Here is a 13851-nt window from a genome sequence, read left to right as displayed (position 1 = left end):
TAAATATTTTTCATCATCAATCCCCAAATAGGTTTGTCAACAAACGTCAAGCTACTCTTCAACATTTTCAAAATCAATGATTGGGAAGAAGGAACCACTTGACCAGTTGTATTGTCAACGTTGACTTGTGTTGCATCTACACCGTCAGTCCCAAACTCTCCTACTTGAAACACTTGTCCCCCAATTGTATATTGATAGGCAACGGCCAACACTTCGTCATTGGCTAAACGTTGTTGCAATGAAATATACCCCAATTGCGGATGGTAGGTAAACTCGGAAGCCGTTAGTTTTCGCGCGTTTTCTAATTTTGCATAATCGGTACCTTCTGCAACTGTTGAAACGTTATTGAAACCACTTCCTGCAGTGAAAATTTCACGGATACCCGAATTTAAAAGACCTGTTGTCCCTATCAATGCCGGATCATACAAGTTATTGGAGTTGTCAGACGGACTATCAATAGGGTTTACAAAGAAACCTCCCGCAATGACCGTAGGATTGGTAGCCACAACTTTATCATCGGGTAACGCCACCCCAGAATACAAATCAGTTAACCGCGATTCCCCTAAATCTTGAAGCGCAATAATATTACGTTGATTATTATTAGTATTATTGACGCGATTTTGTCTGTTAGTAACCCACACTTCAATACGTGTAATTTGCACACGACTATCAATCAAAGGATAGTTGACTAAAGCACGATCGTAGCGGGTTTTAAAATATTGCGAGAGAAAGAAATGTCGATCATTATCATATTCCTGTGCAAACAATTGAAAATCTTGAACCGTGCCACCTCCTTGAGAGGTTACCGTCTTGGTTTGTGATTTTTGTTCAGAATAAACACCAGTTACTGTAGTTTTTCCAAATTGAAACTGTCCTTTAACCCCAAACAAGCTTTGAGCTCCACGAATTAACGTACTGTTTAAGGGCATACTCACGTTACCTACTTCAATTTTCTGAATAATATCATCTTCGGTTGGTGTGTATTCTAGTTTGATTAAATTTTGGAAATTAAAGGTCGACTGCGTGTCATAGTTGGCTGTTACACTTAAACGCGTTCCCACTTTACCCATCAGACTCATACTAATCCGTTGATCAAAATCAAAGGTAGTTGTAGAACGGTTACGGGGGGAAAAAGAAGGGTTGTCTTGCTTGGTATGGCGCACACCCAAATCAACTTCTACAGATCCTGTAGGCTTAATATCTATCGTATTACTCCCAAAAATAGATTCAAAAAAACTTGAATTTACATAGTAACGCGGTAACAAATCTTTTTTATCTTTTTCAGAGCCTTTTCCATCAACAGCATTGGATTTTTTTTGAAAATAGTCTCGCATAGACTGGCGCATTACCAATTCTTCATATTCCTTTGGCGTTAATACCATTGGGTAATTGATATTAAACCCTTCAAAAGTTTTGGTTAGAATATAACGATCAATTGTGGGATCATAGGTGTATGCTTCAATAACACTTTTTGGGTCTTTTAATTGAATCGCCCCAGTATTATATCCTTTAATCGTATCCCTTGCTTTTTCTTCCTCTTCTTCTGTCGTTTGTGCTTGTGCATTTGATGCAAAAAACAAAAAGATAAAGCAGGCTATTTGAAGTAATAATGATTTATGATGGCTGTTTGTTTTCAACAGTTATAGGTTTTTTAATGCAAGTTTTATAATGGTTTCAATAGATGCCTCGGGTTGCTCTTTCATGATTTTGTCGACAACCTTTTCTGCATTTTTGCGAAGGAAACCTAAAACTTCCAACGCAGATAACGCTTCATCCCGATTTGTATTGTATGAAACGATAGAAACTTCTCCGAGATCATGCAATTTTAACACTTTATCCCTTAAATCCAAAATAACACGTTGTGCGGTTTTGGTGCCAATTCCTTTGATCGATTGTACAGTACCCACATCACCATTAGCAATTGCGGCAATGATTTGTTTTGGATCTAGAGACGACAACATCGTACGGGCAATTCCAGCTCCAATACCTGATACCGAAATTAATAACTTAAAAAGTTCCCTTTCGGCTTTTTCCATAAATCCATACAAACTGTGTGCATCTTCTTTGATCAATAAACACGTATATAATTTTACAGTTTCCGACTTTGGAAGAAGCCCATAGGTATGCAGTGAAATATGAATATGATACCCCACTCCATTACAGTCAATAACCACATCGGTGGGTGATTTTTCGACTAATTTACCTTGAATGTGTGCAATCATATTTTAATAATAGTTTCTTCAAATATAGAAAAAATAGTTTTGTGCAATTACCGAATCGCTTTTGCTATTTATTTACTACTAAATTTTTTAATCTTTTGTGCTTTTCCTGAGCGTCAACTACGGCTACTGCGGCCATATTTACCATTTCTTCTACACTAGCTCCCAATTGAAAAATGTGAGCGGGTTTGTCCATTCCTAGCATGATTGGTCCTACCGAATCAACTTTGTATAACTCTTTTAATAATTTATAGGTAATATTTGCCGATTCTAAATTGGGGAAAATCATGGTGTTTACTTTTCTTCCGGCCAACTTTGAAAAAGGAAATTTGGCTTTCAACATGTCTGGATTTAAAGCAAAATCGGTTTGAATCTCACCATCTACCACTAAATCGGGATAGTATTTATGCAAATACGAAACTGCTTCGCGAACTTTTTGGGCACTTTCATGGGTAGAAGATCCAAAATTGGAAAAGGAAACCATAGCAATCACTGGCTCCATACCAAACATGCGGACGGTTTTGGCGGTCATCAATGCAATTTTTGCTAAATCGTCGGCAGTAGGATTCGGATTAATTGCGGTATCTGACAAAAACATAGGACCCCGATTGGTCATCATCATATTTGTAGTGGCAATTAACGTAATACCAGGCGCTTTTCCAATTAATTGCATCAACGGCCGAACTACAGAAGGATAACTGCGTGAATATCCTGAAAGCATCACGTCGGCATCTCCTTCGTTGACCATCATCGCGGCAAAATAGTTGCGTTCTCGCATCCATTTTTGAGCATCCAACAATGAAATTCCTCGCCGTTGACGTTCTTTCCAAAAAATCGCTGCATAGCGCATACGCCGTTCGTCTTCGTCTTTAGTTTTTGGATCAAATATAGGCACATCGGCATCAAAACCGATTTCCTCTTTAAGTTCCAAAATATCTTCTTTTCGGCCCAATAAAATTGGATGACCTATACCTTCTTCATATACAATTTGAGCAGCTTTTAAAACGTCTAACTGATCGGCTTCGGCAAAAACAATTCGTTTGGGTTCGGTTTTTGCTCGGTTGATTAACATTCGAACCATTTTGTTATCAGAACCCATACGTTCCATGAGTTCCTCTTCGTATTTTTCCCAATCGGTAATTGGATTTTGCGCAACCCCCGATTCCATAGCTGCTTTGGCAACAGCTGGGGCAACCCTTGAAATCAATCGTGGATCAAAAGGCTTCGGAATAATATATTCTCTTCCAAAAGCCAATTTTGTTTCGCCATAAGCAATATTTACTTGTTCGGGCACCAATTCTTTGGTCATACTTGCTAAGGCTTTCACAGCAGCCATTTTCATAGCTTCGTTTATTTTGGTTGCACGTACATCGAGAGCCCCACGGAAAATATAAGGAAATCCTAATACATTATTCACTTGGTTGGGATGATCCGAACGCCCCGTTGCCATAATAATATCTTTTCGGGTCGTAATCGCTAAATGGTAATCAATTTCTGGGACGGGATTGGCCATGGCAAAAACGATTGGGTTTTTCGCCATTCCTAAAAGCATGTCGGGAGTTAAAATATTTCCAGCTGAAAGTCCTAAAAACACATCGGCTTTTTTCAAAGCAGCTGCCATGGTTGTCCCAATTTTCCCACTGGCATAACGGCGTTGTAACTCAGATAAATCTGAACGATCTTGGTGTAATACTCCTTCTTTATCAAACATGATAATGTTTTCTGAATTCACGCCCAATAAAACATAAAGATTAGCGCAAGCTAGAGCCGCAGAACCAGCACCTGAAACAACAATTTTTACTTTATTGATTTTCTTACCGGCCAATTCTAATGCATTTAATAACGCCGCTGAAGAAATAATTGCTGTTCCGTGTTGATCATCATGCATCACTGGAATATTTAATTCTTCAACCAAACGGCGTTCAATTTCAAACGATTCAGGAGCTTTGATATCTTCCAAATTGATCCCCCCAAATGTTGGCGCTATATTTTTAACTGTTTCAATAAATACATCGATATCTTTAGTCCCTACTTCAATATCAAATACATCAATATCGGCAAATATTTTAAACAGCAGTGCTTTTCCTTCCATAACCGGCTTGGAGGCTTCGGGACCAATATCGCCTAAACCCAATACTGCAGTACCGTTGGAAATAACCGCTACCAAATTACCTTTGGAAGTATATTTATATACATTATCAACGTCTTTGGCTATTTCCAAACATGGTTCGGCTACCCCCGGTGAATAGGCCAACGACAAATCGCGTTGTGTTGCGTATTTTTTGGTGGGAACAATTTTTATTTTACCCGGTGTAGGCTTTGCGTGGTATAATAAAGCAGCCCTACGTTTACTCGAGTTGTTATCCATTTTTCAAATTTTGTCTAACGACAAAGGTAAAAGTATCCGTTGAAAAGCGAAACAAATGCGAGATTTATTTGAGGAAGTTGATATTGCGCTGCAAACCTTTGAATTTTGTCCGTTTGACTGCCGAATTTTTAAAGACTTTTCGAAAGGTATCTTCGGTAATTTCTTCCCAATCTTTCTTAGAAAATTGCAATAAATCGGGATGGGGTTGTAACGCAGGCTCCGTATTGGGTTTAGAAAATCGATTCCAAGGACAAACATCTTGACAAATATCGCAGCCAAATATCCAATCGTTCCAAGTTCCTTTCATTTCGACGGGCAATTGGTTTTGAAGTTCGATCGTGTAATAGGAAATGCATTTACTACCATCGACAACATAGGGGGCTACAATAGCTTGTGTGGGACAGGCATCGATACAGGCTGTACAGGTTCCGCAATGGTCGGTTGTTGGAGTGTCATAGTCGAGCGGAAGATCAATAATGAGTTCGGCAATAAAATAAAACGAGCCTGTTTTTTGCGTAATTAAATTTGAATTTTTACCTACCCACCCAAGTCCACTTTTGGCAGCCCAGGCTTTATCTAATACAGGCGCAGAATCCACAAATGCACGACCATTGATTTCGCCTATTTCGGTTTGGATATATTGAAGTAATTCACTGAGTTTTTGTTTAATCACAAAATGATAATCTTCACCATAAGCGTATTTTGAAATTTGATAGGTGTCTGAATTTTGGATTGTTTCCGGATAGTAATTGAGCAGTAAAGAAATCACACTTTTTGCTCCATCTACCAATAATGTAGGATCGAGGCGCTTGTCAAAATGATTTTCCATATACTGCATTTCTCCCTGAAAACCATTTTTCAGCCAACGTTCGAGTCGAGGCGCTTCTGCTTCTAAAAATCCTGCTTGGGCAATCCCACATGATAAAAACCCGAGGCGTTTGGCTTCGGCTTTAATTTGTTGAGAATACGTAACGCGATTTGAATTCATAGTGCATTAGGGATTGAAGTACAGTACCCGACTGACGAATGGAAGGCGCGTACTGCGGAAAGCCCGACCCCTAAAAGGAGACGTGCTCAATCAATCGGCATGTATTGGGGGAATGCCCTTAAAACAATTCCCCTTGTGATGAACTTTTTATTTTTCCTAAGTGTTTGTAAGCTTTATCCGTAACTTCACGACCGCGTGGGGTACGAATGATAAATCCTTCTTGAATTAAAAAAGGTTCGTAAACTTCTTCGATGGTTTCCCCATTTTCGGAGACAGCGGTTGCTAAAGTAGATAAACCCACGGGGCCACCTTTAAACTTATCGATAATGGTGGATAAAATTTTATTATCCATTTCGTCCAAACCGTGCGCATCGACATGAAGCGCTTGAAGGGAATATTTTGCAATTTCGATATCAATTTTACCATTCCCTTTGATTTGAGCAAAGTCGCGCACCCTGCGTAAAAGCGCATTGGCTATACGAGGAGTTCCTCGGCTACGCCCAGCGATTTCAATGGCTGCTTCCATGGCAATCGGAACACCAAGAATAGCAGCGCTTCGTTGCACTATAGTAGTCAATAATTCGGTATTGTAGTACTGCAACCGTGACTGAATTCCGAATCGAGCGCGCATAGGTGCCGTAAGTAATCCAGACCGTGTTGTTGCACCAACTAATGTAAAAGGATTTAAAGTAATTTGAACCGAACGTGCATTGGGTCCGGTTTCAATCATGATATCGATTTTAAAATCCTCCATAGCTGAATAGAGGTATTCTTCGACTACCGGACTTAGACGGTGAATTTCATCAATAAAAAGCACATCACGCTCGTCGAGATTGGTTAAAAGTCCGGCCAGATCACCTGGTTTGTCAAGCACAGGTCCCGAAGTTATTTTGATTCCAACACCCAATTCATTGGCTAAAATATTAGCTAATGTAGTTTTCCCTAATCCAGGAGGTCCGTGAAATAGCGTGTGATCAAGGGCTTCATCACGAAGATTGGCTGCCTTTACAAAGACTTTTAAGTTTTCGAGAACTTGATCTTGTCCGGTAAAATCGTCAAAAGATAGAGGACGCAATTTTTTTTCGACGTCGAGTTCATCGGGATTAAAGCCTTTATTTGTCGGATCTAAATTTTCGTTCATAGTACAAATATAGCAGAAGTTGGCAGGAATAAAAAAGCCTTTCCGAAGAAAGGCTTAGTTATATTTTAATGGTGAAGCACTTCTTCACCTGGTTTCATGGGCACATTTTGAGGAACAAAATCTTCATCGTGACCTGGCTTACTATAATCGTAAGGCCAACGGTGTACTTCTGGGATTTCGCCTGGCCAGTTACCGTGCATGTGTTCTACTGGAGCTGTCCATTCAAGCGTATTAGAACGCCATGGATTTTGAGGTGATTTTTCACCAAAGAAAATTGAACTAAAGAAATTATAGATAAATACCAATTGGAATGCACCACCGATTAGAGCAAACATTGTTATTACAACGTTAACATCTTGCATGTCATCAAAAATTGGGAAGTTCGTATTCGTATAGTAACGACGTGGTAATCCCGCCATACCGATAAAGTGCATCGGGAAGAAAACACCATAGGCACAAACAGCAGTTACCCAAAAGTGTACATAGCCTAAATTCTTGTTCAACATTCTTCCAAACATTTTAGGGAACCAATGGTAAATACCGGCAAACATCCCATATAAAGCAGAGATACCCATTACTAAGTGGAAGTGAGCAACTACGAAATAGGTGTCGTGAACATTTATATCAAGTGTACTATCTCCAAGAATAATACCTGTTAACCCTCCTGTAATGAAAGTTGAAACCAACCCGATAGAGAATAACATTGCGGGATTTAATTGAAGATTACCTTTCCAGATAGTTGTGATATAGTTAAAGGCTTTAACCGCAGAAGGTATTGCAATTAATAATGTGGTAAAAGTAAATACTGACCCGAGGAATGGATTCATACCAGAAATGAACATGTGGTGACCCCATACAATAGTTGATAAGAATGCAATTGCAAGAATAGAAATGATCATCGCTCGGTAACCAAAAATAGGTTTACGTGAATTGGTTGCAATAACTTCAGAAGTAATCCCAAGAGCAGGAAGTAAAATAATATATACTTCGGGGTGACCTAGGAACCAAAATAAGTGTTCAAATAGAACTGGAGAACCTCCTTGGTAATCTAAAACTTCACCTGCTAAATAAATATCGGATAAAAAGAAAGATGTTCCAAAACTACGGTCCATAATGAGCAACAATGCTGCTGACAATAATACAGGGAAAGAAATAACTCCAATTACTGCAGTGATAAAGAATGCCCAAATAGTTAGCGGCATACGAGTCATTGTCATCCCTTTAGTTCGTAAATTTAATACGGTAACTATATAATTCAACGAACCTAAAAGTGATGATGCAATAAAAACAGCCATAGAAACCAACCATAATGTCATTCCTAGTCCAGATCCGGCGATAGCTTGAGGTAAAGCACTTAAAGGTGGGTAAATAGTCCAACCAGCTGAAGCAGGACCAGATTCAACAAACAAAGAAAGAACCATGATTACACTTGACAAGAAGAATAACCAATAGGAAATCATGTTTAAGAAACCTGAAGCCATATCGCGTGCACCTAATTGCAACGGAATTAACAAGTTACTGAATGTACCACTCAATGCAGCAGTTAATACGAAGAATACCATAATGGTACCGTGAATAGTAATCAAGGATAGGTAAGCTTCATTGGTCATAACTCCCTCTGGAGCCATTTTTTCACCCAAGAAGAATTTGAATACTTTGAAAGATTCTTCAGGCCATGCTAATTGCATACGGAACAAAAGAGACATTCCCACACCTATGATACCCATAATTATACCTGTAATCAAGTATTGTTTGGAAATCATTTTATGGTCAATACTAAAAATGTATTTCGTTATGAAAGTGTCCTTGTGGTGGTGATCATGTGCATGATCGTCAGTGTGAAGGTCGTGTGCGTGACTCATATGATATCAATCAATTATAATTTTCTAATTATTTAGTAGCTATTACAGTAGTATCTGGTTTGGTAGCAGCGGTGTCAACAGGCTTACCTGCTTCGGCCGCAGCTGTTGCAGCTTCTTCTTTAGCAGCATTTTTTACAGCTTGAACTAAGGTCGTTTTTTCTTTTAACCATTTATTATATTCTTCAGGCGTATCAACAACGACTTTCATTTGCATGTTGTAGTGAGAAGCACCACAGATTTTGTTACAAAGAAGTAGGTAATCAAAAGTATATGGATCTAAGCCTGGTTTACCCTCAGCTTCCAATTCTTTACTTTTTTGACTACGAATTTCGTTAATATGGTGAACTTTTTCGGTCATTGCCTTTGTATCACGCATCTCCTGTGTTGTCATGATTGGGGTGAACGCAAATTGGGTAACCATACCTGGAACACAGTTCATCTGCGCACGGAAGTGGGGCATATACATAGAGTGAAGTACATCTTGCGAACGGATTTTGAAAATCACTTTTTTACCTTTTGGGATGTGTAACTCATCAGCTACAATATCATCTTGAGCATTTGGATCGGCTAAATCTACACCCAAAGCATTTACACCTTCTATTAAACGAACATTTGCTTTACCCAAAACATTATCAACTCCAGCATAACGTGCGGTCCATTTAAATTGTTGGGCATAAATTTCTATAACAATAGGTTTCTCTTCCTTTTCATTAACAAACATAATGTCTGTCCAAGCATATAAACCAAAGAAAATTAAAACCGCTAAAACGATAGCTGGAATAGAACTCCAAATAAACTCTAGTTTACTATTATCTGACAAATAGGTAGCAACTTGTCCTTTTTTACCGCTGTATTTATAACCAAAGTAATGTAATAAAGCTTGTGTTATGGTTTGAACAACGAAAATCAAAATCATGGAAATCCACATCAATTGATCAACTTCTTTTCCGTGTTCAGAAGCGGAATTATCCATCAAAGGAAAGGCACCATATTTAACAATACATATAATTGTAATCAAATAAATGAAACCTAAGAAACCGAACAACAAATACCCGTTAATACGGTTATCGTTATCATTGGCTACATTTACTACTTCTCCCTCGGGTTTTTTTCCAATTTGAGTAAGAGCAAAAATCTTGCTTAATTGCCATAAAGCAACTGCTAGTAAAACTACAACAAGAACTACTAATAAACCTGTCATTTGTTTATTCTTTAAATATTAATAATGAAAATGTTTACTCTCCTCCATATAAGGATTGCGTTTTGGTGTTAAAGGTGCTTTGGTAAGCGCATTGAAAACAACCAAAATAAACAAGCCTAAGAAGAACAATACGGATCCTATTTCTGATACGCCAATAAACCATTGGTCGCCTACTGTAGCAGGCATAATCATGTTGAAAAAGTCAATATAATGACCAAACAAAATTACAACACCAGCCGTTACAATAATTGGAGCAACACGTTTGAAATCGGTATTGATTAGAATTAAGAAAGGGAATACAAAATTTAAACCAACTGCGCCCCAAAATGGTAAGGTGTAATCATTAATTCGTGTAATGAAATAGGTAACTTCTTCTGGAATATTTGCATACCAAATCAACATAAATTGTGAAAACCATAAGTACGTCCAGAATACACTAATACCAAACATAAATTTCGATAAGTCATGAATGTGGCTAGAGTTAACATATTCTAAATATCCTTTTGATTTTAAGTAGAGCGTTACCATTGAAATAGTTGTGATACCACTAACAAAGAAACTGGCAAAAACATACCATCCAAATAATGTACTGAACCAATGCGGATCTAATGACATAATCCAATCCCAAGCCATAATTGATTCTGAAACAATAAAGAACACTAAGAACATTGCTGATAACTTGAAATTCTTTTTATAATAGAAATCATCACTTGCTTCGTCTTGTGCTAAACAATTTTTTCTTGAATAGTAACGGTATAAGTTCCACCCAATTAAAAATACAGCCGCTCTAACAATCCAAAAACCAAAATTTAAGTATCCTTGTTTACCAGCAATTAATGCATCATAATTTGGTGAATTTTTATCGGTAATACCTTCTGCCATCCATGGAAATAAATGATTAACATGAGTGCCCGAAAGAATTAATAGGATAAAGAAAATTACAGATCCAACTGGCAAGTAAGCCGTAATACCCTGCATTACACGGAACAAAACTGGAGACCAACCTGCTTGTGCAACTTGTTGAATAGCATAAAAAGCAAGGGCTCCCATCGTTACTAACAAGAAGAAAATACATGCTACATATAATGCCGCCCAAGGTTTGTTTTGCAATTGGTGGAAAACATGTTCGATGTGCTCTTTGTGTGCTTGAGCTTCATCTATTTTTTTCTCTTTTTTAGCAACAATATTTAGTGCATGATTCGAGGTTACAGCCATTTCAGCAACGTGTGCTGAATCGGTTGCTTCTATTTTAATTGAATCGGTTGCTTCGTGAGCTTCAGTGGCGTTAGTAGCCTCGTGGTTTGTAGCTACTTCTTGATGCGAAGCTTCGTGCGAATCATGAGCAGCAGGATTGTGAGATTCATGAGAAGCGGTTGCGCTATGACTTCCTTCGTGTCCACCCTCATGATGAGCTGCAGCCACAATTTTCTCAACATCTTCTATTGTTTTCGGAGTAGATAAAAACCCATATACAATACCTACTAACCCTAATGCGATTAGAATGTATGCTGAAGTTTTTAATCTTTGTGAAAATGTGTACATATCTATAATAATCTGATAATTCTACAATTATAATTTACTTTTCAATTGCATTACGTAATTGGATACCAACCAACGCTCTTCGCGGTTTAATTGATTTGCATAGGCGCCCATAGAATTTAAACCATAGGTGATTACGTGATTCACACTGCCTTCTGTGATTTGACGGTCTTTGTAATTGGGAACCCCTAAGAATTTACCTTGAGTTACCAACTTACCTTTTCCATCTCCAGCAGTTCCGTGGCAAATAGCACAATAAATATTGAATAACTCTTCTGCTTTTTTCATATCCATTTTTTCTGCAGGAAAAGGATTTGCGATTGCTTTAGATGCCTCATATCCTTCGGGGGTGTTTGGCAATTCATAAGGCACATAACCTCGTTTAATTGTTCCAGCAGGCGGTAATTGTCCTTCCTTACCGTTTTCTGACTTTGCATTTGGTGAATTGAAAGCTGCTGATTCAGAATACGTTTCATAAGCCACCGACTCATACATGTTAGGCATGTACTGATAATTCGGTGATTTATCATCTTTACAAGCTGTCAACAAAGCTACAGCTCCAACCATAAAGGATAATTTAATTATATTCTTCATCTTTCTTAGTGCTTTTCAATTACTTTAACTTCAACAGCTCCTGTACCTTTAAAAAATGAAATCATTTCTTCTTCATTACCAGAAACTGCTACTTCCATCAAAAAGTGGTCATCTGTAGTTCTTACGTCCGGGTTTTCAGCTTTTTTGAAAGGCCATAATCTACTTCTCATGTAGAATGTAATCACCATTAAATGCGCTGCAAAAAACACGGTCATCTCAAACATTACCGGTACGAAAGCCGGCATATTTTGTAAATACGAAAAACTTGGTTTACCACCGATATCTTGTGGCCAATCGTTGATCATGATGTTCCACATCATCCAAGTAGCTACGGAAATTCCGATACAACCGTAGATGAACGCGCAGATTGCTAAACGAGTAGGCGCAAGTCCCATTGCTTTGTCTAATCCGTGAACGGGGAAAGGAGTAAAAACTTCCTCGATATGATGATGTGCTTTACGGGTTTGCTTTACAGCATCCATTAATACATCATCGTCATTATATAGTGCGTGAATAACTTTTGTACTGCTCATGACTTTAATTAATGATTATCTGAATGATGATTATGACCTTCCTCTTCTCGGGCCTTTTTGTAATTGTCTCCTGATGACTTCAAGATGGTTTTCACCTCTGCTTGAGCAATTACAGGGAAAGAACGTGCATACAATAAAAACAACACAAAGAAGAAACCTATCGTTCCAATATAAATTCCAATATCAACAAAGGTGGGAGAGAATTTTGTCCAAGACGATGGTAAGTAATCCCGGTGTAATGAGGTAACGATAATTACAAAACGTTCAAACCACATCCCGATGTTTACCACAATAGAGATTACGAAAGAGAACATAATACTTGTACGTAACTTCTTAAACCACATAAACTGTGGAGAAAACACGTTACAAGTCATCATCATCCAATACGACCAAGCATAAGGACCCGTTGCACGGTTAAGGAAAGCATATTGTTCATATTCTACACCTGAGTACCAAGCAACAAATAATTCTGTAATATAGGCTACCCCAACAATTGAACCCGTAATCATGATGATGATGTTCATTAATTCAATATGTTGTAAAGTAATGTAAGCTTCTAAATTGGATACTTTGCGCATTACAATCAGAAGTGTATTTACCATTGCAAAACCAGAGAATACTGCACCCGCAACGAAATACGGTGGGAAGATTGTTGTATGCCAACCTGGAACTACTGAAGTAGCAAAGTCAAACGATACAATAGTGTGAACCGAAAGTACCAATGGAGTAGCTAATCCTGCTAACACAAGGGATACTTCTTCAAAACGTTGCCAATCTTTTGCACGTCCACTCCAACCAAAACTTAAAATAGAATATACTCTTTTAGTAAATGGTGTTACTGCACGATCGCGTAACATCGCAAAGTCGGGTAATAATCCAGTCCACCAGAAAACTAAAGAAACGGATAAATACGTAGAAATTGCAAATACGTCCCATAATAACGGTGAGTTAAAATTTACCCACAATGAACCAAACTGATTTGGAATAGGCAATACCCAATAAGCCAACCAAGGGCGACCCATGTGTATAATCGGGAAAAGACCCGCTTGAACAACCGAGAAGATGGTCATCGCCTCAGCAGAACGGTTAATTGCCATTCTCCATCGTTGACGGAATAACAATAACACGGCAGAAATCAAAGTCCCTGCGTGACCAATACCTACCCACCAAACGAAGTTGGTAATATCCCAGGCCCAACCTACAGTTTTATTAAGACCCCAGGTACCAATACCAGTTGAAATGGTATAAATGATACAGCCTATTCCCCAAAGGAATGCTGCCAAAGAAATTGAAAAAACGGTCCACCATTGTTTGTTGGCTCTTCCTTCTACAGGAGCAGCAACATCAACAGTTACATCGTGATAAGTTTTATCACCTATAACTAATGGCTTTCTAATGGGTGCTTC

11 protein-coding genes are annotated in these 13851 nt (G+C 38.3%); all 11 read right to left on the bottom strand.

Annotated features, from left to right (window positions below):
• A partial coding sequence (sprA, locus tag Q0039_RS01920; RefSeq protein ID WP_297508215.1) for a cell surface protein SprA occupies positions 1 to 1580 on the bottom strand: 1580 nt, incomplete at its 3' end.
• Positions 1581 to 1640: 60 nt separating this feature from the next.
• Entirely contained in the window at positions 1641 to 2222 is a 582-nt protein-coding gene (gene ruvA, locus Q0039_RS01915) for a Holliday junction branch migration protein RuvA (RefSeq protein WP_297508212.1), read from the bottom strand.
• Positions 2223 to 2286: 64 nt separating this feature from the next.
• Complete coding sequence (locus Q0039_RS01910) at positions 2287 to 4587, bottom strand: NADP-dependent malic enzyme (RefSeq protein ID WP_297508209.1); 2301 nt, start codon at positions 4585 to 4587, stop codon at positions 2287 to 2289.
• 64 nt (positions 4588 to 4651) lie between these two features.
• Complete coding sequence (queG, locus tag Q0039_RS01905; protein WP_297508205.1) at positions 4652 to 5575, bottom strand: tRNA epoxyqueuosine(34) reductase QueG; 924 nt, start codon at positions 5573 to 5575, stop codon at positions 4652 to 4654.
• 118 nt (positions 5576 to 5693) lie between these two features.
• The gene (gene ruvB, locus Q0039_RS01900) at positions 5694 to 6716 is read right to left on the bottom strand and encodes a Holliday junction branch migration DNA helicase RuvB (protein WP_297508202.1); all 1023 of its coding nucleotides are present in this window, start codon (positions 6714 to 6716) and stop codon (positions 5694 to 5696) included.
• A gap of 65 nt (positions 6717 to 6781) precedes the next feature.
• Positions 6782 to 8578 (bottom strand): cbb3-type cytochrome c oxidase subunit I, encoded by a 1797-nt coding sequence (locus Q0039_RS01895; protein ID WP_297508199.1) that lies wholly within the window; start codon positions 8576 to 8578, stop codon positions 6782 to 6784.
• A gap of 28 nt (positions 8579 to 8606) precedes the next feature.
• The gene (locus Q0039_RS01890; RefSeq protein ID WP_297508195.1) at positions 8607 to 9779 is read right to left on the bottom strand and encodes a cytochrome c oxidase subunit II; all 1173 of its coding nucleotides are present in this window, start codon (positions 9777 to 9779) and stop codon (positions 8607 to 8609) included.
• Positions 9780 to 9797: 18 nt separating this feature from the next.
• Positions 9798 to 11321: a quinol:cytochrome C oxidoreductase gene (locus tag Q0039_RS01885; protein WP_297508192.1), complete on the bottom strand. Its 1524-nt coding sequence runs from the start codon at positions 11319 to 11321 to the stop codon at positions 9798 to 9800.
• 27 nt (positions 11322 to 11348) lie between these two features.
• Positions 11349 to 11912 (bottom strand): cytochrome c, encoded by a 564-nt coding sequence (locus tag Q0039_RS01880; RefSeq protein WP_297508189.1) that lies wholly within the window; start codon positions 11910 to 11912, stop codon positions 11349 to 11351.
• A gap of 5 nt (positions 11913 to 11917) precedes the next feature.
• Entirely contained in the window at positions 11918 to 12445 is a 528-nt protein-coding gene (locus Q0039_RS01875) for a DUF3341 domain-containing protein (RefSeq protein ID WP_297508186.1), read from the bottom strand.
• Positions 12446 to 12453: 8 nt separating this feature from the next.
• Positions 12454 to 13851, bottom strand: a 1398-nt coding sequence (nrfD, locus tag Q0039_RS01870) for an NrfD/PsrC family molybdoenzyme membrane anchor subunit (protein ID WP_297508184.1), incomplete at its 5' end; no start/stop codon positions are given.

Origin of the sequence: Flavobacterium sp. (assembly GCF_027484945.1) — a bacterium.
Classification (GTDB): domain Bacteria; phylum Bacteroidota; class Bacteroidia; order Flavobacteriales; family Flavobacteriaceae; genus Flavobacterium.
Note: the sequence above shows the minus strand (reverse complement) of the source record. Positions and strands in the feature narration are given on the sequence as shown.